The sequence below is a fragment of the Pleomorphomonas sp. JP5 genome, assembly GCF_023721815.1.
Taxonomy (GTDB): Bacteria; Pseudomonadota; Alphaproteobacteria; order Rhizobiales; family Pleomorphomonadaceae; genus Pleomorphomonas.
This window is the reverse complement of record NZ_JAMDLI010000013.1, coordinates 114,364-135,611: the sequence shown is the minus strand read 5'-3', so window position 1 is coordinate 135,611 and position 21,248 is coordinate 114,364. Positions and strand designations below refer to the sequence as shown.

General features: G+C 65.6%; 22 protein-coding genes. 13 read left to right on the top strand and 9 right to left on the bottom strand.

Annotated features, from left to right (window positions below; all coding sequences use genetic code 11):
- Positions 1 to 234: 234 nt before the first annotated feature.
- The 4 genes from M4J40_RS17895 (at position 235) to M4J40_RS17880 (ending at position 2,804) form a co-directional block, all read left to right on the top strand.
- Complete coding sequence (locus M4J40_RS17895) at positions 235 to 492, top strand: YjhX family toxin (RefSeq protein WP_251755780.1); 258 nt, start codon at positions 235 to 237, stop codon at positions 490 to 492.
- Positions 493 to 642: 150 nt separating this feature from the next.
- A complete protein-coding gene (gene rpe, locus M4J40_RS17890; protein WP_251755779.1) occupies positions 643 to 1,299 on the top strand; it encodes a ribulose-phosphate 3-epimerase in 657 nt (218 codons plus the stop codon).
- Complete coding sequence (gene gph, locus M4J40_RS17885) at positions 1,296 to 1,958, top strand: phosphoglycolate phosphatase (protein ID WP_251755778.1); 663 nt, start codon at positions 1,296 to 1,298, stop codon at positions 1,956 to 1,958. Before rpe ends, gph begins: the two co-directional genes overlap by 4 nt.
- 39 nt (positions 1,959 to 1,997) lie before the next feature.
- Entirely contained in the window at positions 1,998 to 2,804 is an 807-nt protein-coding gene (locus M4J40_RS17880) for an HAD-IA family hydrolase (RefSeq protein ID WP_251755777.1), read from the top strand.
- Between the two features lie 55 nt (positions 2,805 to 2,859).
- On the opposite strand, the gene M4J40_RS17875 is transcribed toward M4J40_RS17880, so the two are convergent.
- The gene (locus M4J40_RS17875; protein ID WP_251755776.1) at positions 2,860 to 3,333 is read right to left on the bottom strand and encodes an Lrp/AsnC family transcriptional regulator; all 474 of its coding nucleotides are present in this window, start codon (positions 3,331 to 3,333) and stop codon (positions 2,860 to 2,862) included.
- 130 nt (positions 3,334 to 3,463) lie between these two features.
- Here M4J40_RS17875 and M4J40_RS17870 point away from each other — a divergent pair, with 130 nt between their 5' ends.
- Positions 3,464 to 3,880 carry a DUF2000 domain-containing protein gene (locus M4J40_RS17870; RefSeq protein WP_251755775.1) on the top strand — a complete coding sequence of 139 codons (417 nt, stop codon included), beginning with the start codon at positions 3,464 to 3,466 and terminating at the stop codon, positions 3,878 to 3,880.
- Between the two features lie 4 nt (positions 3,881 to 3,884).
- Here M4J40_RS17870 and M4J40_RS17865 read toward each other — a convergent pair whose 3' ends face one another.
- Positions 3,885 to 4,439: a DNA-3-methyladenine glycosylase gene (locus M4J40_RS17865; protein WP_251755774.1), complete on the bottom strand. Its 555-nt coding sequence runs from the start codon at positions 4,437 to 4,439 to the stop codon at positions 3,885 to 3,887.
- Positions 4,436 to 5,335, bottom strand: a complete 900-nt coding sequence (locus tag M4J40_RS17860) for a LysR family transcriptional regulator (protein WP_251755773.1) — start codon at positions 5,333 to 5,335, stop codon at positions 4,436 to 4,438. The genes M4J40_RS17865 and M4J40_RS17860 overlap by 4 nt, the downstream gene beginning before the upstream one ends.
- Before the next feature lie 149 nt (positions 5,336 to 5,484).
- Here M4J40_RS17860 and M4J40_RS17855 point away from each other — a divergent pair, with 149 nt between their 5' ends.
- Positions 5,485 to 6,414, top strand: a complete 930-nt coding sequence (locus M4J40_RS17855) for an NAD-dependent epimerase/dehydratase family protein (protein WP_251755772.1) — start codon at positions 5,485 to 5,487, stop codon at positions 6,412 to 6,414.
- A 4-nt stretch (positions 6,415 to 6,418) separates the two neighbouring features.
- Here the strand turns inward: M4J40_RS17855 and M4J40_RS17850 are convergent, their stop codons facing one another.
- The 6 genes from M4J40_RS17850 to M4J40_RS17825 form a co-directional block, all read right to left on the bottom strand.
- Positions 6,419 to 7,411 carry a dipeptide ABC transporter ATP-binding protein gene (locus M4J40_RS17850; RefSeq protein ID WP_251755771.1) on the bottom strand — a complete coding sequence of 331 codons (993 nt, stop codon included), beginning with the start codon at positions 7,409 to 7,411 and terminating at the stop codon, positions 6,419 to 6,421.
- The gene (locus M4J40_RS17845; RefSeq protein WP_251755770.1) at positions 7,408 to 8,424 is read right to left on the bottom strand and encodes an ABC transporter ATP-binding protein; all 1,017 of its coding nucleotides are present in this window, start codon (positions 8,422 to 8,424) and stop codon (positions 7,408 to 7,410) included. The genes M4J40_RS17850 and M4J40_RS17845 overlap by 4 nt, the downstream gene beginning before the upstream one ends.
- Positions 8,424 to 9,308: an ABC transporter permease subunit gene (locus M4J40_RS17840; RefSeq protein WP_251755769.1), complete on the bottom strand. Its 885-nt coding sequence runs from the start codon at positions 9,306 to 9,308 to the stop codon at positions 8,424 to 8,426. The genes M4J40_RS17845 and M4J40_RS17840 overlap by 1 nt, the downstream gene beginning before the upstream one ends.
- A 4-nt stretch (positions 9,309 to 9,312) precedes the next feature.
- Positions 9,313 to 10,323 (bottom strand): ABC transporter permease subunit, encoded by a 1,011-nt coding sequence (locus tag M4J40_RS17835; protein WP_251755768.1) that lies wholly within the window; start codon positions 10,321 to 10,323, stop codon positions 9,313 to 9,315.
- A 9-nt stretch (positions 10,324 to 10,332) separates the two neighbouring features.
- Positions 10,333 to 10,830, bottom strand: coding sequence for a GNAT family N-acetyltransferase (locus M4J40_RS17830; protein WP_251755767.1), 498 nt, complete (start codon positions 10,828 to 10,830; stop codon positions 10,333 to 10,335).
- Positions 10,831 to 11,042: 212 nt separating this feature from the next.
- Complete coding sequence (locus tag M4J40_RS17825) at positions 11,043 to 12,635, bottom strand: ABC transporter substrate-binding protein (RefSeq protein ID WP_251755766.1); 1,593 nt, start codon at positions 12,633 to 12,635, stop codon at positions 11,043 to 11,045.
- 291 nt (positions 12,636 to 12,926) lie between these two features.
- Here M4J40_RS17825 and M4J40_RS17820 point away from each other — a divergent pair, with 291 nt between their 5' ends.
- The 7 genes from M4J40_RS17820 to pgi all read left to right on the top strand — a co-directional run bounded on the left by M4J40_RS17820 (position 12,927) and on the right by pgi (position 21,178).
- A complete protein-coding gene (locus M4J40_RS17820; RefSeq protein ID WP_251755765.1) occupies positions 12,927 to 14,441 on the top strand; it encodes a CYTH and CHAD domain-containing protein in 1,515 nt (504 codons plus the stop codon).
- Between the two features lie 250 nt (positions 14,442 to 14,691).
- Positions 14,692 to 15,570: a dienelactone hydrolase family protein gene (locus tag M4J40_RS17815; protein WP_251755764.1), complete on the top strand. Its 879-nt coding sequence runs from the start codon at positions 14,692 to 14,694 to the stop codon at positions 15,568 to 15,570.
- Between the two features lie 99 nt (positions 15,571 to 15,669).
- Positions 15,670 to 16,596: a DMT family transporter gene (locus M4J40_RS17810; protein WP_251755763.1), complete on the top strand. Its 927-nt coding sequence runs from the start codon at positions 15,670 to 15,672 to the stop codon at positions 16,594 to 16,596.
- A 297-nt stretch (positions 16,597 to 16,893) separates the two neighbouring features.
- Positions 16,894 to 17,919, top strand: coding sequence for an FAD-dependent oxidoreductase (locus M4J40_RS17805; protein ID WP_251755762.1), 1,026 nt, complete (start codon positions 16,894 to 16,896; stop codon positions 17,917 to 17,919).
- 33 nt (positions 17,920 to 17,952) lie between these two features.
- Positions 17,953 to 18,561: a thiamine phosphate synthase gene (locus M4J40_RS17800; protein ID WP_251755761.1), complete on the top strand. Its 609-nt coding sequence runs from the start codon at positions 17,953 to 17,955 to the stop codon at positions 18,559 to 18,561.
- Positions 18,558 to 19,355, top strand: a complete 798-nt coding sequence (thiD, locus tag M4J40_RS17795) for a bifunctional hydroxymethylpyrimidine kinase/phosphomethylpyrimidine kinase (protein WP_251755760.1) — start codon at positions 18,558 to 18,560, stop codon at positions 19,353 to 19,355. Before M4J40_RS17800 ends, thiD begins: the two co-directional genes overlap by 4 nt.
- Before the next feature lie 179 nt (positions 19,356 to 19,534).
- Positions 19,535 to 21,178: a glucose-6-phosphate isomerase gene (pgi, locus tag M4J40_RS17790; protein WP_257235280.1), complete on the top strand. Its 1,644-nt coding sequence runs from the start codon at positions 19,535 to 19,537 to the stop codon at positions 21,176 to 21,178.
- The last annotated feature ends 70 nt before the right edge of the window (positions 21,179 to 21,248 follow it).

The following is a 21,248-nucleotide window of genomic DNA, read 5'->3' as shown; positions in this document are numbered from 1 at the left end:
GCAACCCGATACGACAGACGTGTCAGCAACTTCTTGAGCTTCATCCATCTCGCCGCAGCCATGCTATGGATGCGCTGAATGTCGATTCAGCCTAGAGCATTCGCAGACCAAATTGAAACATTTGGTCGTCGAGCGAATGCTCCAGTTTGTTTGCTGGGGCAGCCGCTTTTCGATCAGGTTGATTCAACCTGATCGGCGGGTGCTCTAGTGGCGCCACTTCCGGACTTCAGACCCATGGATATTTCACGCGCCGAGCAGCGCATTCTGCACCTGCTTGCCCAGGGTGGACGCATCGAGATCGTCCGCGACGATCGCGGCGACATCGAAGAGCTCTCCTGCTTCAGCCGCGACGGCTGGCTCTACACCGACTTCAACCTCGCCATGTTCCGCAAGTTGAAGAACAAGCGGGCGATCGCGTCCAGGAACAGCAAGCCCTATCGCATCACGCCGCGCGGGTTGGAGCTGGTGCGCTCGCAACCGGACAATCGATGAAGCAGGTGCCGGCGGCGGCCCAAGTATCGCCGCCGGCTCTTGATCGATTACGATGGGATTTTCCCCCCGGTCTGGGAAACGGGGTTAGCGCTCGACGGCGTCTTGCTTTAAGAACGTCTGGCTTTTGAAACCTTTGCCGGAACGCTTCTCATGACCGTCAAGATCGCCCCTTCCGTTCTGTCGTCGGATTTCGCCCGCCTTGGCGAAGAGCTCGCCGCTGTCGAAGCGGCTGGCGGCGACTGGGTTCACATCGACATCATGGACGGCCATTTCGTTCCCAACATCACCTTCGGACCGTCGGTGGTGAAGGCGATGCGCCCGCACACCAAGCTGCCGTTCGACGTGCATCTGATGATCGAGCCTGCCGATCCGTTCCTCGCCGCTTTCGCCGATGCCGGGGCCGACGTGATCAGCGTCCACAAGGAGGGCGGGCCGCACGTGCATCGCTCGCTGCAGGTGATCCGGTCGCTCGGCAAGAAGGCCGGTGTGGTGCTCAATCCCGGCACCGACGTCGGCGGCCTCGAGTACATGCTCGACGAGATCGACCTGGTGCTGTTGATGACCGTCAACCCCGGTTTCGGCGGACAGGCCTTCATCCCGGCCGTCGTCGAGAAGGTGAAGAAGGTGAAGGCGCTGATCGGCGACCGTCCGATCCACATCGAGATCGACGGTGGCGTATCCACGGCCAATGCCGGACTGCTGGCCCGTGCTGGCGCCGACGTTCTGGTCGCCGGCACATCGGTGTTCAAGGGAGGCACCGAGGCCGACTACCGCCGCAACATCCAAGCCCTGAGAGACAGTCTATGAGCATTCGCGCCCTGATCTTCGACCTCGACGGCACGCTGGTCGACAGCCTGCCGGACCTTGCAGAGGCGATCAACGACCTGATGGCCAAGAACGGCCTTGCCGCGCACACCGAGCGCGCCGTGGCGTCGATGGTCGGCAAGGGCGTGCCGGTGCTGGTGCAGAAGGCCTTCGCCGCGCATGGGGTGACCATGGAGGGCGAGGCGCTCGCCGCGCAGGTGAAGACCTATCTCGGCTTCTATGAGCCGCGCGCCACCCGCCTGACACGTCTGTTCCCGCATGCCGCCGACACGGTGAAGGAACTCGCCAAGACCTATCGTCTCGCGGTCTGCACCAACAAGCCGACGGCGGTTTCGCGCGAGATCGTCGACAGCCTGGGCATCGGTGCGGAGATCTCCGTGGTGGTTGGCGGGGATAGCGGCGTCACGCCAAAGCCGGCGCCGGACATGATGTGGCTGGTGGCCGAACGGCTCGGCTTGCCGAAGGAAGAGTTGCTGATGGTTGGCGACAGCGCCAACGACGTTGCCTCGGCCAAGGCAGCCGGCATCAAGGTGGCGGTTGTGCGCTACGGCTATACCGACATACCCGCCGACGAGCTCGACGCCGATTTCGTGATGGACGATTTCCGCGAGCTTCCGGCAGTGTTGGAGAAGCTTCGATAGACCGCATCGCTTGAACGATGCTCTGGCCAAGAGGGCGTGATGGCACCCGTCAAGGCACTGATCTTCGATGTCGATGGCACGCTGGCGGAAACCGAGGAGGTTCACCGCCTGGCCTTCAACCGCGCCTTTGCCGAGGCGGGACTGCCCTGGGTGTGGGAGCCCGAGTTCTACGGCGAGCTCCTGGCCGTTCACGGCGGCCGGGCGCGGCTTTCCTACTTCATCGAGCACTACGCGCCGCCGATGGCCGACGAGGGGCTGCAAAGGTTCGAGGACCTGCACGCCGCCAAGACGCGGCTGTTCGCCAAGCTGGTGGATCGCCGGCTCGCCCGCCCCCGGCCCGGTATCGAGCGGCTGATCGAGGATGCCCGCTCGCAGGGGCTGGCCGTCGTTCTGGCCACCACGTCGAGCGTCGAGAATGCCGAGGCGCTGATCCTCGCCAACTTCGGTCTCGACGGGCTCGAGAAGATTACCGCCATCGTTGGCGGCGCCGGGGCTGTGCGGGCGAAGCCGGCGCCGGATGTCTACGAACTGGCTCTTTCCAGACTCGGCCTGTCGCCTCGCGCCGCAATCGTGTTCGAGGACAACGGCCCTGGCCTTGCCGCCGCGACCGCGGCCGGCATCCGTACCATCGTCACGCCCAGCCGATACGCGGGTGACGACGACTTCAGTACGGCCTTCGCCGTGCTGTCGCATCTGGGCGATCCCTTCGAGCCCTATCAGCACATCGCCGGGGTTGGCGACGAAGGTGGCACCGACATGGTGACCGTGGCGGCCTTGCAGCGCTGGGTGTCCGATGACGACGACATGCTCGGCCTGCTGACCATCGGCGGCAAGCCGGTGTACTGAAGGTTCCTCCTGGCTGGGTGCGGCCACTATAGGCCGCCTGCCCGATAATGCCGCCCTACAGCCCCACCGGAAATCCCTTGAACGGCTTGATCTCCTTCAGGACGAAGGTGGTCTGCATTTCCTTGATGCGTGGCAGGCGACGGATCACCGTCATGGCGAAGTCGGCGTAGGTGTCGAGGTCGGGCGAGACGACCTGCAACAGAAAGTCGGCGTCGCCCGCAATGGAGTAGCAGGCGATCACCTCGCGCAGGCGGGCGACGCTTTTCGAGAACTCCTCGGCCTCTGCTTCGCTGTGGCTGTCGATCTTGACCCGGATGAAGGCCAGCACGCCGAGACCGATCTTCTGGCGGTCGAGCGCGGCGCGATAGCCGTCGATGACGCCCGTCTCCTCGAGCTGACGCACGCGCCGCCAGCAGGGCGATGTCGACAGGCCCACATCTTCGGCTAGCGCCTGGTTGGTCAGACGGCCGTCACCCTGGAGCGCTTCCAGAATTCTGATGTCGACCGGTTCAAGCGTTGAACTAGGCATATCCTGTCTTTCAGTCTTTTCAGTTTGGTAGAATCTACCTCATATCGCTGTCTAGGCGCAAACTCCGGTATGAAATGCCTCAGGGGCGCGAATACCCTCGCCGGCGTTCTTCCAATGCACCGGAGTTACCATGTCGCCCGACAATCGCCTCGCCATCGTCGTCAATCCCGAGCTGCCGGTGGGCCTGCTGGCCAACACGGTCGGCGCCATCGGCATCGGCCTTGGCGCCCGTCTGCCGTGGCTTGGCAACCGCCCCCTCACCGACGCGGAGGGGCGCACCATCGACGACAGTTCCGTTCTGCCGGTGCCGATCCTGGCGGCAGCGCCCGAGGCCATCCAGGCGCTGATGCTGAAGGCGATGCCGCGTGGCGACGACAGCGCGCTAGTGGTTTTCCCGGCCTTCTCGCGGTCGCTGCACGACTATCGCGAGTATGAGGCGCTGCTGCCTGAGAAACGCCTTGCCGACGAGGCGATCGACGGCCTCGGCCTGTGCGGCCCGGCAAAGTGGGTGAAGTCGCTGACCGGTTCGCTGCGACTGCTGCGGTGATCGCTCAGCGGAACGGCCGGCTGAGGAAGGGCGACCCCCTGAGGCCGAAGCGCCAGGGCCGATCGATGGCCTTGGTGATGCCGATGCGCGGACCGGCGACGATGTCGGGAGTGTCTTGGCGCGGGATCAGCTCGAAGGGCGGCGCGTCAAGCGGCAACCCGTCATGGGCGATGGAGATTCCCAGCGCCTCGGTCAACCGGCCGGGGCCGGAGGCGAGAAGGCGCGGAATGGCCATCCGTCGCCGTTCCGCCATTACGGCGAGGCCGACGGTCGGCTCGATGGCCCTCAGCAGCACGGCGGCGCCGTGGCCCACCGGCCCGGTGACGATGTTGACGCACCAGTGCACGCCGTAGGAGCGATAGACATAGACGGTCAGCGGTGGGCCGAACATGGCCCGGTTGCGTGGCCGCTCGCCGACAAAGGAGTGCGAGGCGGGATCGTCGGCCTCATAGGCCTCAGTCTCGACGATGACGCCGCCGATGCCATCGACCAGAAACGTCGCGCCGATCAAGAGCGGCGCCAGCTCCACGGCGGGGAGGGGAGAGAGGGTGGCGATCACGTGGTCTTCCGGGGCTTGATGCGACGGGCCAGACCTTCGACGAGATGATCGGCGACAAAGCGGATGCGACGGCTCGGCTTGAGATCCTCGTGGTAGGCGAGCCAGAGTGGCAGCGCAAAGCCGATGTCCTCGACCGGCAGCCGCACGACGCGCGGCTCGGCGTCGGCGATCGGCGCTTGGGCAAAGCCTATGCCGGCGCCGGCGATGACCATCTGCCAGCCGACGACGTGGTCGTCGCAGCGGATGGGGAACCACTCGCGCGGCACCGGCAGGCCAGCGCGGGCAAAGCCCTGCAAGAGGTCGTCGCCCCTGTCGAGACCGATGATGTCGTGCTGCAGGAGATCGACCAGTCGGGCCGGCGTACCACGCCGGGCGAGGTAGGCAGGCGACGCGTAGACGGCGAGCGGAACGTCGCCGATGCGTCGGCGGATCAACTGGGGCTGGCGCGGCTCGTACATGCGCAGCGCGATGTCGGCGTCGCGACGCAACAAGTTCTGCGTCTCGTCGCTGGCGACGATCTCGATGTCGACGTCGGGCTCTTCGACATGCAGGGCCGCGACGATCTCGGGCAGCAGGTAGGCCGCCACCATGCGGCTCGCCGTGACGCGCACCGTGCCAGCGAGGTTGTCGCGGGAGCCGCTTGCCTTGCGTTCCAGGGCGAGCGCCGCCTCGCCCATGCGGCGGGCATCCTCGATGAGGTCGAGGGCGGCCGGCGTCGGCTCAAGGCCGCGCGGCTGTCGACGGAACAGCGGCGTGTCGAGCGTTTCCTCAAGCTCGCGGATGTGCCGCCCGACGGTCGGCTGGACGAGGCCGAGACGACTCGCGGCGGCCGACAGCGAGCCGGTATCGACCACGGCCAGGAAGGAGCGAAGGAGGGTCCAGTCGAGCATTGTCATGCAAAAATGAATGGCATCTTGAAAAACATAGCGAATTGATGTGCGAAATAAAACATCTTATTTCGGAAATCGGGTTGGTTGAGGCGACGGAACGCCGAAGAATGGCCCACATCAAAGACTTGCAACGACATTCGGATTTCGAGGTTATCATGGCTGGACATGTTCTCGTCCTCGGCGCCCTGGGCGGTGTGAGCCGGGCGGTCGCCGAGGAGTTCCATCGCCAGGGCTGGCAGGTGTCGGGCCTCGTGCGTCGGGGACGGGCCGGCGAGCTGCCGGACTGGGTCTGGCCGGTGGAGGCCGATCTCAACGATCCCGAGGCGGTGGCCAAGGCGGCGAGCTCGCCCGTTGACGTCGTCTTCGACGGTCTCAATGCGCCCTATCATCGCTGGGCCGAACTGGCGAAACCGCTTTACGATGCCGCGCTCGTGGTTGCCGAGCGCCTCGGCGCGCTGCATCTGTTTCCCGGCAACGTCTATGGATTTGGCGAAAGGATGCCCGATCGGCTGACGCCCGATCTCGTCGCGGCACCGTCCTCCGAGAAGGGGCGCATTCGCGTCGAGATCGAACGAAGTTTCGCCGAGGCGGCGCGCGCCGGCCGGGTTCGGACCTGCATCCTCCGGGCCGGCGATTTCTTCGGCCCGACCATCACCGGCCAGAGTTGGCTGTCCGCGTTGATCGCCGCCAAGGCGGAGCAGGGTGTCATTCGCGCGCCCGGTCCGGAGAATGTGCCGCACGCCTGGGCCTATCTGCCCGATCTTGCCTGCGCCTTCGTGCGTCTGGCCGAACAGCGTGATCGTCTCGACCCATTCGAGGTCTTCCACTTCGAAGGGCACACCGTTTCGATTGCCGACATCGCCGATGCCGCCGGCGTCGTCCACCATCGGCCGATGCGGGTGCAACGTGTGCCGGGCTTCATGTTCACGTTGCTCGGCCTGTTCGATCCGGTGATCCGCGCATCGCGCGAAATGGCCTACCTCTGGCGCGTGCCGCATCGGCTGGCCGACCGACGCCTCGAAATGATTACGGGGCCGCTCGTGGCGACCCCGCTATCAAAGGCACTGGCGTCGATCGGCCGCTAAGGCCTTACAGGAGCTCGCCCTGCACGGCGAAGCAGGCGACTTTGGCGTTGCCGCCGGGGGCCTGCAACAGCTTGGGCTGGTCGACGTCGCAAGGCTCGTAGGCGAAGGGGCAGCGCGGATGGAAGGCGCAGCCCTTGGGCGGACGCAGCGGCGACGGCAGCTCGCCGGTCAGGCGGATGCGCTCGCGCCTTTTCTCGGGCTCCGTGGTTGGCGTCGCGGAGAGCAGGGCGCGTGTGTAGGGATGGCGCGGCGTATTGAAGATCTCGTCGATCGTGCCGAACTCGACGGGGCGCCCGAGATACATCACCATCACCTCGTCGGCGATGTGGCGCACCACGGAAAGGTCATGGCTGATGAACAGGTAGGCGAGGCCGAACTCCTGCTGCAGGTCCATCAGGAGGTTCAGCACCTGCGCCTGGATCGACACGTCGAGGGCCGAGACCGGCTCGTCGAGAACCAGGATCTTCGGATTGAGCATCAGGGCCCGGGCGATGGCGATGCGCTGGCGCTGGCCGCCGGAGAACATGTGCGGATAGCGGTCGTAATGCTCGGGGCGAAGGCCGACCTTTTCCATCATCGCCCGCGCCTTGGCCTGTCGCTCGGAGGCGGACAGCGAGGTGTTGAGGCGGAGCGGCTCTTCCAGGATGGTGCCGACCTTCTGGCGCGGGTTGAGCGAGCCGTAGGGGTCCTGGAAGACGATCTGCACGGTGCGGCGCAGCTCATGGCTCGGCGTCTGGTCGAGGTGGACCGGCTTGCCGTCGACGATCAGGTCGCCGGCTGTCGGCGGCTCGATCATGGTGACGAGGCGGGCGAGCGTCGACTTGCCACAGCCGGACTCGCCGACGACGGCCAGCGTCTTGCCGGCGGTGAGCTTGAACGAGGCTTCCGACAGCGCACGCACGGTGGCCGGCTCGCCAAACATGCCGCGTTTCAGGCTGTAGTGGCGGGCGAGGTGCTGGGCCTCGAGGACGACGGTGGGAGGAACTTGAGCGTTCATGCCGAAATCCTCCGGTCGAGGATGGCGGCCGGGCCGGGATGGCCGACCGGCTTGCCCTGGTTGAGCGGATAGTGACAGAGCGCGTAGCCGGCGGCCTGACCCTGGGTGACCGGCGCCTTCTCGACGCAGCGTTCGGTGGCGAACTCGCAACGCGGGCTGAACAGACAACCGGCGGGACGGTCGTACTGGCCGGGCACCACACCGGGGATCGACGGCAGGCGGCGGCTGGTCGCCCGCTCGGGCAGCGCCGACAACAGCGCCGCCGTGTAGGGGTGATGGGGGTCGGCGAACAGCTCGGCGACCGGCTGCTCCTCCACCTTCTGCCCGGCATACTGCACCGAGACGCGGTTGGCGGTTTCGGCGACGACGCCCATGTCGTGGGTGATCAGCACCAGCGCCATGCCGGCGTCGCGCTGGAGCTTGGCCAGGAGGTCGAGGATCTGCGCCTGGATGGTCACGTCGAGCGCGGTGGTCGGCTCGTCGGCGATCAGGAGCTTGGGATTGCAGGCGATGGCCATCGCGATCATCACGCGCTGGTTCATGCCGCCCGACATCTGGTGCGGATAGGTGTCGAGGCGTTCGGCTGCCGAGGGAATGCCCACGAGCTCGAGCAACTCCACGGTGCGGTCGCGTCGGGCGCGCTTGTTCAGGCCGAGGTGGACCTTCAGCACTTCGCCGATCTGCCAGCCGACCGTGTAGCACGGGTTGAGCGAGCTCATCGGCTCCTGGAAGATCATGGCGAGATCGTTGCCGATGATGCGGCGGCGCTCGCGCGGCGAGATGGTGAGGAGGTCCTTGCCGTCGAACATCATGCGATCGGCGGTGATGGTCGCCGTCCACGGCAGAAGGCCCATCAGCGCCAGCATGGACACCGACTTGCCAGACCCGCTTTCACCGACGATGGAGACGATCTCGCCGGGGTCGACGGTGATCGAGACGCCATCGACGGCGCGGAACTGGCCGCCCACCGTGCGGAAATCGACCGAGAGGTTGCTGATTTCGAGAATGGGCATCACGACCTCTTCAGCTTCGGATCGAGGGCGTCGCGCAGGCCGTCGCCCATCAGGTTGATGGCCAGCACGGTGATCAGGATGGCAAGGCCGGGGAAGGTCACCACCCACCAGGCGCGGGTGATGAACTCGCGCGCCTCGGCCAGCATGGTGCCCCATTCCGGCGTCGGCGGCTGGGCGCCCATGCCGAGGAAGCCGAGGGCGGCGGCGTCGAGAATGGCGCCGGAGAAGGAGAGGGCGGCCTGGACGATCAGCGGCGCCATGCAGTTCGGCAGGATGGTGACGAACATCAGCCACAGCGGACCGGCGCCGGAGACGCGGGCAGCCGTGACATAGTCGCGGTTGCGCTCCGACATCACCGCGGCGCGGGTCAGTCGCACGTAGTGGGGCTGCGCCACGATGGCGATGGCGATCATCGCATTGGTGAGGCCGGGGCCGAGGATGGCGACCAGCGTCAGGGCCAAGAGGAGCGAGGGGAAGGCGAGGATGATGTCCATGATGCGCATGATCACCGTGTCGACCCAGCCCCGGAAGAAGCCGGCGAACATGCCGATGATCACGCCGCCGATGAGCGATACCGACACGACGACCACGCCGATGAACAGCGAGAAGCGGGAGCCGAAGATCAGGCGCGACAGGATGTCGCGACCGAGCGCGTCGGTGCCGAGAAGGAAGATGCCCTCGGCGCCATGGGTCAGCGGCGGCACCAGAAGCGCGTCGCGGAACTGCTGGTCGGGATCGAAGGGGGCGAAGAGCGGCGCGGCGAGCGCGACGAACACCAGCGCCACGAACAGCACGAGGCCGGCGACGGCACCGTGGTTTTCCGAGAAATAGCGCCAGAATTCCTTGAGGCGCCCCGGACGGACGGAAGCGGAGACGGCGGTCATCGGGTTACCTCTGGTGCCGGATCTTGGGATTGACGAGGCCGTAGAGCATGTCGACCACGAGATTGACGCCCATGACGATGAGGGCGATCAGCACGAGGCCCCCCTGCACGGCCGGATAGTCGCGCCGGAAGATGGAATCGACCATCCACTTGCCGATGCCCGGCCAGGAGAAGATCGTCTCGGTCAGGATGGCGCCGGCCATCAGCACGCCGATCTGCAGGCCGATGGTGGTGATCACCGGGATCAGGGCGTTGCGGAGCGCATGCACGGCGACCACGCGGAACGGGCTGAGCCCCTTGGCCTTGGCCGTGCGGATATAGTCCTCGCCGAGAACCTCCAGCATGGCCGAGCGCGTCTGGCGGGCGATCACGGCGAGCGGAATGGTGCCCAGCACGATGGTCGGCAGGATGAGGTGGCTCGCCGCCGACTGGAACGCCCCCGCCTTGCCGGACAGGAAGCTGTCGATCAGCATGAAGCCGGTCACCTTGGGGAAGAAGAACATCAGCGAGATGCGGCCCGACACCGGCGTCCATCCGAGAATGCCCGAAAAGACGATGATGAGCAGCAGCGCCCACCAGAAGATCGGCATGGAGTAGCCGACCAGCGCAGTGGCCATGGCCGTGTGGTCGAACCAGGAATTGCGCTTGACGGCGGCGATGACGCCGGCTGGCACGCCGAGCACGACAGCGAAGATCACCGCGCAGATCGACAGTTCCAGGGTCGCCGGAAACAGCGTGAAGAACTCGTTGAAGATCGGCTTCTTGGTGGAGATCGAGGTGCCGAAGTCGCCGTGCATCAGGTCGGTGAAATAGTAGATGAACTGCTTCCAGAGCGGCAGGTCGAAGCCGAAGCGGTGCATCAGCTCCGCGTAACGCTCGGGCGATATGCCACGCTCGCCGGCTAGCAAGAGCACGGGATCGCCCGGCAGCAGGCGGATGAAGAAGAAGGCGACCAGACTGACGCCGATGAAGGTCGGGATCAAGAGGCCGAGACGTCGGAGGATGAAACCGAACATGGTGCGGGGTCAGTCCTGACTCGAGAGTTGCTTGACGAAGATGTGGGTCGGATGCGTTTCATGGCGCCCGTCCGGAGTCCAGATCGGAGCTTGCCGGACGCCGCTGTCTCGCCAGCCGGCCCGCGTGTAGAACCTGTGCGCACGATCGTTGCCGGCCGAGCATTGGATTGCCGCGTCGCGAATGCCGCGCCGGGCAAGTTCCGCCTCGGTGGCGGCCAACAGTCGATCAGCAAGGCCCGTGCCGCGCGCCTCTGCGGCGATGTAGAACTGGTCGATCTCGTTGCCTTCGATCGCGGCGAAGCCCTGGATGCGGCCGTTTACCTCGGCGAGGAGGCAGCCGGCCTCGAGCGGCCCGAGGCGAAAGTCGAAGCTTTCCAGTGACCGCTCGGCAACCACAGTTGGCGGCAGGGCCGCCCCATGGCCATCGTGCCAGGCGTCGTGCCAAAGCCGAACGACCGCTGCGCGGTCTTCGGAACGATATGGACGAAGGATGGGCGCGTTAGGCATGGGGTTTCCAGTAGCCGCCGAAAACCCGGGCCGCAAGCGACAACGTCGATATTTGACCATTTTCGCGGCATGAAACTGCCACGATTTCCGCCACTCTACATGGTTTCACGCATGAGAAGGCGATCACTGCGACGCCGTCCGGCCCGGTCTCCAGATGCGAAAACGGTTCCGGAGATTTCTCCCCGGAACCGTGTCCGTCTTGGTGGTGTCGCTTACTCGGCGAGATCGACGCCGTCGAAGCGGTGCGATCCGAGCGGATCGACCTTGTAGTCGATCACGGCCTTGGACATCGGCACGTAGGTGGTCGAGTGCGCGATGGTCGCCCAGGGCGCTTCCTTCTTGAAGACGACCTGCGCGTCCTCATAGAGCTTGGTGCGCTCGGCCATGTCCGACACCGCGGCGGCCTTGGTCACGAGGGCGTTGAACTCCTCGTTGCACCAGTTGGCGCGGTTGGAACCGCCAACGCCCGAGCAACCGAGCAGAACGGCGAGGAAGTTGTCCGGGTCGCCGTTGTCGCCGGTCCAGCCCATCAGCAGGGCGCCGTCGCGCTCCTTGTCCTGGCTGCGCTTCAGGTACTCGGCCCACTCGTAGGAGACGATCTCGACCTTGACGCCGACGTTGGCGTAGTCGGCCTGGATCAGCTCGGCCATGCGGCGGGCATTCGGGTTGTAGGGACGCGACACCGGCATCGCCCACACCTTCATGCTGAGGTCCTTGACGCCGGCCTCGGCGAGCAGCTTCTTGGCCGCTTCCGGATCGTAGGGGTCGTCCTGGATGTTGTCGTTGTAGGACCACATGGTCGGCGGGATCGGGTTCTTGGCAACCTGGCCGGTGCCCTGGAACACGGCGTCGATGATCGCCTGCTTGTTGATCGCCATGTTGAGGGCCTTGCGGACGCGCACGTCGTCGAAGGGCTTCATCATGGTGTTGTAGGCGAGGTAGCCGATGTTCAGGCCCGCCTGGCTCATCAGCTGGACGCTGTCGTCAGACTGAAGGGCCTCGACGTCGGCCGGGTTCGGGTAGGGCATCAGGTGGCACTCGCCGGCCTTCAGCTTCTGAACGCGAACCGAGGCATCCGGCGTGATGGCGAAGACGAGGTCGTCGATCTTCTGCTTGCCGCCCCAGTAGTCGGCGAAGGCCTGGTAGCGGATGACCGCGTCCTTCTCGTAGGCGACGAACTGGAACGGGCCCGTGCCGATCGGCAGCTGGTTGAGGTCGGGCTGCTTGCCCTCGGCGGCCAGCTTGTCGGCGTATTCCTTCGACATGATGGAGGCGAAGTCCATCGCGAGGTTGGCGAGCATCGGCGCGTTGGCGGCCGTCAGTGTCAGCTTGACGGTGTAGTCATCGACCTTCTCGATCGACTTGACGAGGTTCGGCATGTCCATGCCGGTCCAGTACTCCCAGGTGCCGCCAGCGTAGGCGTACCAGGGGTCGTTCTTGTCGTTCTGGCGCTGGAACGAGAAGATCACGTCGTCGGCGTTGAAGTCGCGGGTCGGCGTGAAATACTCGGTGGTGTGGAACTTGACGCCCTTGCGAAGATGGAACGTGTAGACCGTGCCGTCCTCGGAGATGTCCCAGCTCTCGGCGAGGCCGGGAATGACGTTGGTGGTGCCGCGCTCGAACTCGGTCAGGCGGCTGTAGACCGGCTTCGACGACGCGTCGAAGGTGGTGCCGGAGGCATACGGCGCCGGGTCGAAGCCTTCCGGGCTGCCCTCGGAGCAATAGACGAACGTCTTGGCGTGGGCGGCGCTGGCAAGGCCTGCCACGAGCATGGTGGCCGCCAGAAGGCGGGACATCGTTTTCATAAGGTATACTCCCCTGTTGCCGAGCTTGGTCGGCGAACCCCGTGCCTGGCCGGACGGTCTTCTTTTGACTTTTCCCCGTCGGCCGGCGAGCCTTTATCCGAACCGACAATTGACCGATTGGCAAGCGTTTTTTCCCGTCTGGTCAGAAATGCGGCATCCGATCGCCCGGACGTCGATCGTCTCCCGGTTTCACCTGGATGGAAGACAACCGGGAATCCGAATCGTTCCCAGGGGTGGCTCGTCAAACCCTTCGGCCGGCGATAGGATTGGACCAGACGGGGGAGGATGTGAATGGCGGACGGGGTCGAGGCCGAACTCAAGGTGGCAGTGGACGCGGTGGGCGCCTCACGACTGGCGCGTCTTTCCACTTTGCCGGGTCTGACGGTCGCGCCCAAGGGCGACAAGCGGCTCGTCAGCACCTATTTCGACACGCCTGATCTCGCCCTGCGCGCCAAGGGCATCAGTCTTCGTCTGCGCCGAGCCGGCCGGAGCGGCGAACAGACGGTGAAGTTCTCCGGCAGCTTCTCGCTCGGGCTTGCCGAGCGGCCGGAGTTCAACGTGCCGCATGGCGGGCGCGTGCCCGACCTTTCCCGCTTGCCCGACGAGGCGGCGGTCGAACTGACGAAGCTCGTCGACGGGCGACCGCTGGTGCCGCTGTTTTCCATGCGCGTGACGCGGCGACGCTGGGAGATCGTGACGCCGGCCGGCGATCGGGTCGAGATGGCGCTCGACCGGGGAACGGTGACGGCCGGCAGCCGGCGCGCCGATATCCGCGAAGTGGAGCTCGAGCTTCTTTCCGGCGATCGGCGAGCCCTGTTCGAGGTTGCGCGTCCGGCGCTGGCGGGCGTCGCCTTTCATTTCTCGACCGAGGCCAAGTCCGATCTTGGCTATTCTCTGCTCGAAGGCGAGATCGGCCCGGTCGAACCGACGACGGCGATGGACGCCGACCTCGATGACGACATGTCCGTCGAAATGGCGTTGCAACAGGTGCTGAGGTCCTGCGCCACCCAGATATCCGCCAACGTCGCGGCGCTCAGGGTATGCGACGATCCCGAGGGCGCCCATCAGCTGCGGGTGGGGCTGCGGCGCCTCCGCACGGCACTGAAGGTCTTCGCCCCAATCATTGCGCCCGGTGCGGCCGAGCCGCTGGCCATCGAGGCGCGGCGGCTGGCGACCGAAGTGGCGGCAACGCGCGACATGGACGTGCTGATCGACGAGCTGGTGGCGCCGCTCGACGGCGGCGATGACATGGCGGCGTTGATCGCCCTTCTCGAGAAGCGGCGCAAGGCAGCGCGCGCCCATCTCGCCAGCGTTCTGGCAGACCGAGCCACGGGCGATTTCCTGATCGATCTCCTGGCCTTCACCGAGGCGCGCGGCTGGCTGTCGATGGACGACATCGGGCAGAGCGTTGAACTGGCGGCGCCGGTCACGCCCTTTGCCGAGCAGGTGGTCTCTCGCCTGAGGCGCAAGGTCGAGAAGCTCGGTCGCGATCCCGAGGCGCTGTCGCCCGAAGAGCGGCACGATCTCAGGAAGAGATTCAAACGGCTACGCTATGCGTATGATTTCTTTGAGCCATTGATGCCGAAGTCGACGCGCCGCAAGTTGCTGCCGCGCGTCAAGGCAGCCCAGAATGTGCTGGGCGTTCTCAACGACATTCACATGGCGCATCTCCTGCTCGACGATCTTCATGCCGTCGGGCCGAAAGCGGGCGCGGTGGAGCGGGCGATCGGTTATTGCCTCGGCTGGCACAGCGCACGCGCGAAGGCCATCTGGCAGCGGCGTTCCGACGATCTGTCTCTGGATTGATGGCCGCGATGGCGGAATTATGCGGTTTACATATCAGTAAAAATACGTGAGTGTCGGCATGGGCGCGGGGCGTTTTGCACCCGGGGGAGCTGAACTCGGCTTTTGACGCTCGTCCTAATCAAGAGATTCAAGTACCGAATCCAGAAGCTCCACCGAAACAACAGATCGTAAGTGGTTCGTTTTGCTGCGATATTCGCTTCGTGAACTACTCCTGGCGAAGGGCGCGGAGCGGACCCCAGGGAGCATCGACATGAGCGAACGCATCGTCATCACGCAGGACATGATCCGTCTCTATGACGAGTATACCCACCTGACGCTGGATCGCCGCGGCTTCATGGAGAAGCTGGCAAAGCTCGCCGGTTCGGGCGCGGCGGCGGCGGCCATCGTGCCGCTGATCGAGGCTCGGCAGGCCCAGGCGGCCATGGTCGAGGCGACTGACAGCCGGCTCGACACCTCGACGGTCGAGTTCCCCGGCGATGGCGGAACGATGAAGGGCTATCTCGTCCGTCCCACCCTGGTGGCCGGGCCGCTGCCGGCGGTGATGGTGATCCACGAGAACCGTGGGCTCAATGGCCACATCGAAGACGTCGCTCGCCGCCTCGCCCTGGAAGGCTTCATGGTTCTCGCGCCGGACTTCCTGTCGCCGGCCGGCGGAACGCCCGCCGACGAGGACAAGGCGCGCGAGATGATCGGCGCGCTCGACAGGATGAAGGCCGTGGGCAACTCGGTTGCTGCCGCCACCTTCCTGCGGGGCCATGTGGGAGGCAACGGCAAGGCCGGCAGCGTCGGTTTTTGCTGGGGTGGCGGATTGTCGTTGCAGACGGCGGTGGCCGATCCCGATCTCGGTGCGGCGGTATCCTACTACGGCGCCCAGCCGGTGGCCGAGGCGGTGGCGGCCATCAAGGCGCCTCTCCTGTTGCATTACGCCGGGCTCGACGATCGCATCAACGCCGGCATTCCGGTGTTCGAAGCGGCGTTGAAGGCGGCAGGCAAACCTTATGAGATGCACATGTATCCGGGCGTCAACCACGCCTTCAACAACGACACGTCGGCGGCGCGCTACGACAAGGCGGCGGCCGATCTCGCCTGGCAGCGCACGGTCGATTTTCTGAAGTCACGCCTTGCCTGAAGCGGGCCCTTGGGCGCGAAGGCTAAAAATATGACAAATCGGGACTTGGTCCCGCGGCAAATCTCTATATAAGCGGCTGAGCAAGGAGCTCATTTCCCCATGTCGCCGACTGCCGCGGGCGTTCTTTTCAAGCTCGCCTCGACCATCGCCTTCGCCATCATGCTGACGCTGATCAAGCTGGTGTCCGGCCGCGTGCCGCCAGGGGAAATCCTGTTCTTCCGTTCGTTCTTCGGCATCGTCCCGGTCATCGTCTACCTTGCGGTTCTCGGCGTTTTTCCTGCCTCTCTTGCGACGGCTCGTCCGTTCGGCCATGTGCGCCGTTCGCTGGTCGGAACCGCATCCATGTTCTGCTGGTTCACGGCGGTCTCCTATCTGCCGCTGCCGGACGCCACAGCCATCAGTTACTCCGGGCCGCTGTTCGGTGTCTGTTTCGCCGCTCTGCTGCTGCACGAACGTGTTCGGGCGTTCCGCTGGGGCGCCGTCGGCATTGGCTTTCTCGGCGTGCTGATCGTGCTGTCGGAGCAGATGGGCGGCTTGAGTGCCGGCCTGCAGGGCGATCGGGCGGTCGGCGCGGCTTGCGCGCTCGGCTCGGCCATGCTCGGGGCGGTCGCCGCCGTCACCGTGCGCGAGTTGACCGCGACCGAAACCACCGGAGCCATCGTCTTCTACTTCCTGGCCTGCGGTTCGGTGTTTTCCTTCGTGACGCTGCCTTTCGGCTGGGTGGCCCCGGACCTTGCCGATGTCACCATGCTGATCGTCGCCGGCCTGTTCGGCGGCATCGGACAGGTGCTGATGACGCAATCCTACCGCCTTGCCGAAGCGTCGGTGATCGCCCCCTTCGACTACATCAACATGATCTGGATCGTCATCATCTCCTACATGGTGTTCGGCGACGTTCCGACGGCGGCGGTGCTCGCCGGCTCTATGGTGGTGATTGCCTCCGGCGTGTTCGTCGTCTGGCGGGAGCGGCGTCTCGGTATCCTCGAAGCCAAGGCCAAGGCGCGGAGCGCCGATACGCCGACTTAGTTTCAGCCTCAGTCGCCGGCGGGTGGTTTTTATTCAGCCTCAGTTGCCGGCGGGCCTCCGGCCCTTGGCTTCCGCTTCGCTTTTCGTCTTTCGAGGCTTCGCCACGAAAGACCCGCTCCGCGCGGCGCCGCTTGGCGCCGGAAGCCGCAATGCGACTTCGGTTCCGGGGCTTCATCGGCGCGTGTTGCTGGATGGTTGGCCCTGCGGGGGACGGGATGGCGTTGACACTTTTCGAGGTGCGGGCCAAAGAGATGCAGCAGGGTCCGCGAGCAAAGGCTTCTGCGTGAGAGATATCCGATGAGCGAAATTGCGAGCGGCAAACGCGAAACGGTGGACGTGGCGATCGTCGGCGCCGGCCCCATGGGGCTTGTCACGGCCCTGATGTGCGCCCGTGCGGGCCTCAAGGTGGCGATCTACGAGCGGCAGAGCGACTTCTCTGCTTCCCCCGCCTGGAATGGGACGGGTGTTCTTGCTCCCGACTGCGAGGCGGACGCCGCCGACGCCACGATCGTCGATCTCGGGCGTCGCTCGATCGAGCTGTGGCCGACGCTGGCTCCCGGCCTGATCACCAATGGCGCCCTGGTGCTTGGCAACCGCCGCCAGACGACGGCGCTCGACGACTATTCCACGTTCGTTCTCAACTACGACTGGCTCGACGAGGAACTGATCGCCGCCCTGGAGCCGGCGCTCGCAGGCATCTACAACCGGGGCATGTTCTTTCCGAAGGCCGCGCACGCCGATCCGCGCATCCTGTTCAACGGCCTCAAGGACGTTCTCGAAGCCGGCGGCATCCGGATCCGTTTCGACTGGGTCGGCACGATCGAAGGGTTGCACGCCGAACGCATCGTCGACACGCGCGGTCTTGGCGCGCGCGACCGCTTCCCCGAACTACGCGCCGTCACGGCGGAAATGGCCATCGTGCGCAGCCACAAGATCGAGCTCAGCCGCCCGATCCGACTGCTGCACAACCGGCATTCGCTCTATGTGACGCCGCGTGGCCAAGGCATCTACGTGATCGGCGCCACGACGGTCGATGACGACCGTAGTGGCGTGTCGGTGCGGTCGGCCGGCGAACTGATGATGCACGCCGTGTCCCTGCTGCCGGCCTTTGCCGACGCGGAGGTTCTGGAGCTGCGCGCCGGGTTGATGCCGGTGTTGATGAACGGCGTGCCGAAGGTGGTCGTTGGCGAGCGGATCATCGCCATCAACGGCCTGTTCCGCTATGGCTGGATGGTGGCGCCGGCCATTGCCGAGGACCTGTTGCGCGTGATCTACACGCAGGCGACCAAGGTCATCCACGCCAGCCGGCCGCAGCGCCACTGATCCCGCCTTTTCCTGTTTCCTGACGGACCGCCCATGCTCGACCGCTTCTACCTCATCATCGACCGCGCCGCCTGGTTGCCGCGCCTGCTTCCGCTCGGTCTGAAGCTGGTGCAGATCCGCACCAAGGCGCCCGATATCGAGACCCGACGCAAGGAAATCGCCGACTCGCTCGCCCTCTGCAAGGCGGCTGGCGCCATCTGCGTGGTCAACGACCACTGGCGGGAGGCCATCGAGTTCGGCGCCGAGTGGCTGCATCTCGGCCAGGAAGATCTCGATACCGCCGACCTCAAGGCCATACGGGCCGCTGGTATCCGCTTCGGCGTGTCCACTGCCAACCGGGCGGAGCTGGATCGGGCGTTGGCCGTCGATCCGGACCACGTCGCGCTCGGACCGATCTGGTCGACCGTCTCGAAGGACGATGCCGCGCCGGCGAGCGGGCCGGAGCTGCTCACGGAATGGAAGCGCATCGCCAGGAAGCCGCTGGTGGCGATCGGCGGCATCTCGCTCGACCGGGCGCCGATCTGCTGGGACGCCGGGGCCGACAGCGTGGCGGTGATTTCCGATGTTCTATCGGCGGCGAGCCCCGAGGCCCGGATGACCGAGTGGCTCGACGTGGCCAAGGCTTGGGAGACGCGGGCATGACGGCGATCGCGGTCACCATCGCAGGATCGGACTCGGGCGGTGGCGCCGGCATCCAGGCCGACCTCAAGACCTTTTCGGCGCTTGGCGTCTATGGCGCATCGGTGATCACGGCGTTGACCGCGCAGAACACGCGGGGCGTAATGGCTATCCATGAGGCACCGGCCGATTTCGTCCGCGCCGAGATCGACGCCGTCTTCTCCGACCTGACCGTCAACGCCGTGAAGATCGGCATGCTGGCCAGCCCCGAGCTGATCCGCACCGTTGCCGCCGGACTCAGGGATTACGGCCAGAACCGTGTCGTGCTGGATCCGGTGATGGTGGCGACCTCGGGCGACAGCCTTCTGAAGGCCGAGGCGGTGACGACATTGCGTGAGGAACTGTTTCCGCTCGCCAGACTGATCACGCCAAACCTGCCGGAAGCCGGCAAGCTGTTGGGCCGGACGGTCGATGAAACGCCCGACGACATGCTGGCTGCGGCGCGCGAGTTGCTCTCCCTCGGCCCCAGGGCGGTGCTCATCAAGGGCGGTCATGGCGGCGGGGCGGAAAGCGCCGACCTCTATCTCGACGCCGATGGTGCGCACTGGCTGACGGCGCCACGCCATGCGACGCTCAACACCCATGGCACCGGCTGTACGCTTTCCTCGGCCATCGCCGCCGGCCTCGCCAAGGGGCTGAGCCTTGTTGCCGCCGTCGAGGAGGGCAAGGCCTATGTCACGGCGGCCATCGTCGCCGCCGACCGGCTGGATATCGGCCACGGCCACGGCCCGGTCCACCACTTCCACGCCTGGTGGTGAGCACGAGCAGTTGATGAGGGCTGATGCCAGGCGTTTTCAATCACTTGCCGCGACAGGAGCTCGCGTTCGCAATCAAACCTAGACGAAGGTACTAGCCTTGCTCGGCGACGCTCCGTAATATCCCGCTCCATTCGGCGGAACATAAGCGGGCAACGGCCCGGCATTGGGAGTGCGTGAACATGGTCGCGGAGCTGGATCCTATCTTCAAGCGTCTGGAAGCCAAGAAGGCCGAGCTGGCCGATCGCCCCATGCGCAAGCTGTTTGCCGAGGACGCCGGTCGTTTCGACCGCTTCAGCGTGCATCTCGACGACATGCTGCTCGATTTCTCGAAGAATCGCCTCGATGCCGATGCCTTCGCGCTGCTGATCGAGCTGGCCAAGGCGGCCGGCGTCGCCGAGCGTCGCGACGCCATGTTCTCCGGCGCCATCATCAACACCACCGAGAAGCGCGCCGTGCTGCATACGGCGCTGCGCAACCGCGCCAACACGCCGGTCATCGTCGATGGCAAGGACGTGATGCCGGACGTCAACGAGGTGCTCGGCCGCATCAAGGACTTCGCGGAGGGCATCCGCTCCGGCAAGATTGCGTCCTCGACCGGCGCCAAGTTCACCGACGTCGTCAACATCGGCATCGGCGGCTCCGATCTCGGCCCGGCCATGGCGACCATCGCTCTGTCGCCCTACTGGGGCAACGGCCCGCGCCTGCACTACGTGTCGAACGTCGATGGCGCTCATATCTCCGACACGCTCGCCGGACTCGATCCCAAGACGACGCTGTTCGTCATCGCGTCGAAGACCTTCACCACCTCCGAGACCATGACCAACGCCGGCACCGCCCGCGAGTGGATCAAGCAGAGCCTCGGCGAGGCGGCGGTGGGCGCGCATTTCTGCGCGGTTTCGACCGCGCTCGACAAGGTAGCCGCCTTCGGCATGGACGTGAAGCGCGCCTTCGGCTTCTGGGACTGGGTCGGCGGCCGTTATTCGGTGTGGTCGGCCATCGGCCTGCCGGTGGCGATCGCCGTCGGCTTCGACAACTTCGTCGCCTTCCTCTCCGGCGCGCATGAGGTGGACAACCACTTCCGCACCGCTCCGCTCGAGAAGAACATCCCGGTGATCCTCGGCCTTCTCGGCGTCTGGTATCGCAACGTCTGGGGCTTCTCGACTCACGCCGTGCTTCCCTACGATCAGCGCCTTTCGCGCTTCGCCGCCTATCTCCAGCAGCTCGACATGGAGTCGAACGGCAAGGGCGTGCGTACCGACGGCACGCCGGTGCCGCGCGCGTCCGGTCCGATCGTCTGGGGCGAGCCCGGCACCAATGGCCAGCACGCCTTCTATCAGCTGATCCACCAGGGCACCGACGTCATCCCGGCCGACTTCCTGGCCGCCGCCGTGCCGCACGAGCAGGTGGGCGATCACCACGCCAAGCTCCTGTCCAACGTTCTGGCCCAGACCGAGGCCCTGATGCTGGGCAAGACGGCTGAGGAAGCCGCCGCCGAGCTGAAGAAGGCCGGCAAGTCCGATGCCGATATCGCAGCGCTGGCGCCGCACAAGGCTTTCCCGGGCAACCGCCCGACCAACACCATCCTCTATCGGACGCTCGATCCGAAGACGCTCGGTCGCCTGATCGCCATCTACGAGCACAAGGTGTTCGTGCAGGGCACCATCTGGGGCGTCAACTCCTACGACCAGTGGGGCGTCGAGCTCGGCAAGGAACTGGCCAACCGTCTGTTGCCGGTTCTCAAGGGCGAGGCGGAGCCGGCTGCGAGCCAGGACGTGTCGACCAAGGGACTGGTTGCGGCCATCAAGGCGCTGCGGAAGGATTGAGCCTTCTGATGGAGCCGGCGAGCGGGTTCGCCGCCGGCTTTTCCCGTGCCGTCGTCGCCGTGAGGCGTTT

What these genes read in the sequence shown, in the direction of transcription:
- M4J40_RS17895 (WP_251755780.1), top strand. Translation starts at nt 235, where the DNA reads ATGGATATTTCACGCGCCGAGCAGCGCATTCTGCACCTGCTTGCCCAG.
- rpe (WP_251755779.1), top strand. Translation starts at nt 643, where the DNA reads ATGACCGTCAAGATCGCCCCTTCCGTTCTGTCGTCGGATTTCGCCCGC.
- gph (WP_251755778.1), top strand. Translation starts at nt 1,296, where the DNA reads ATGAGCATTCGCGCCCTGATCTTCGACCTCGACGGCACGCTGGTCGAC.
- M4J40_RS17880 (WP_251755777.1), top strand. Translation starts at nt 1,998, where the DNA reads ATGGCACCCGTCAAGGCACTGATCTTCGATGTCGATGGCACGCTGGCG.
- M4J40_RS17875 (WP_251755776.1), bottom strand. Translation starts at nt 3,333, where the DNA reads ATGCCTAGTTCAACGCTTGAACCGGTCGACATCAGAATTCTGGAAGCG.
- M4J40_RS17870 (WP_251755775.1), top strand. Translation starts at nt 3,464, where the DNA reads ATGTCGCCCGACAATCGCCTCGCCATCGTCGTCAATCCCGAGCTGCCG.
- M4J40_RS17860 (WP_251755773.1), bottom strand. Translation starts at nt 5,335, where the DNA reads ATGACAATGCTCGACTGGACCCTCCTTCGCTCCTTCCTGGCCGTGGTC.
- M4J40_RS17855 (WP_251755772.1), top strand. Translation starts at nt 5,485, where the DNA reads ATGGCTGGACATGTTCTCGTCCTCGGCGCCCTGGGCGGTGTGAGCCGG.
- M4J40_RS17850 (WP_251755771.1), bottom strand. Translation starts at nt 7,411, where the DNA reads ATGAACGCTCAAGTTCCTCCCACCGTCGTCCTCGAGGCCCAGCACCTC.
- M4J40_RS17845 (WP_251755770.1), bottom strand. Translation starts at nt 8,424, where the DNA reads ATGCCCATTCTCGAAATCAGCAACCTCTCGGTCGATTTCCGCACGGTG.
- M4J40_RS17840 (WP_251755769.1), bottom strand. Translation starts at nt 9,308, where the DNA reads ATGACCGCCGTCTCCGCTTCCGTCCGTCCGGGGCGCCTCAAGGAATTC.
- M4J40_RS17835 (WP_251755768.1), bottom strand. Translation starts at nt 10,323, where the DNA reads ATGTTCGGTTTCATCCTCCGACGTCTCGGCCTCTTGATCCCGACCTTC.
- M4J40_RS17830 (WP_251755767.1), bottom strand. Translation starts at nt 10,830, where the DNA reads ATGCCTAACGCGCCCATCCTTCGTCCATATCGTTCCGAAGACCGCGCA.
- M4J40_RS17825 (WP_251755766.1), bottom strand. Translation starts at nt 12,635, where the DNA reads ATGAAAACGATGTCCCGCCTTCTGGCGGCCACCATGCTCGTGGCAGGC.
- M4J40_RS17820 (WP_251755765.1), top strand. Translation starts at nt 12,927, where the DNA reads ATGGCGGACGGGGTCGAGGCCGAACTCAAGGTGGCAGTGGACGCGGTG.
- M4J40_RS17815 (WP_251755764.1), top strand. Translation starts at nt 14,692, where the DNA reads ATGAGCGAACGCATCGTCATCACGCAGGACATGATCCGTCTCTATGAC.
- M4J40_RS17810 (WP_251755763.1), top strand. Translation starts at nt 15,670, where the DNA reads ATGTCGCCGACTGCCGCGGGCGTTCTTTTCAAGCTCGCCTCGACCATC.
- M4J40_RS17805 (WP_251755762.1), top strand. Translation starts at nt 16,894, where the DNA reads ATGAGCGAAATTGCGAGCGGCAAACGCGAAACGGTGGACGTGGCGATC.
- M4J40_RS17800 (WP_251755761.1), top strand. Translation starts at nt 17,953, where the DNA reads ATGCTCGACCGCTTCTACCTCATCATCGACCGCGCCGCCTGGTTGCCG.
- thiD (WP_251755760.1), top strand. Translation starts at nt 18,558, where the DNA reads ATGACGGCGATCGCGGTCACCATCGCAGGATCGGACTCGGGCGGTGGC.
- pgi (WP_257235280.1), top strand. Translation starts at nt 19,535, where the DNA reads ATGGTCGCGGAGCTGGATCCTATCTTCAAGCGTCTGGAAGCCAAGAAG.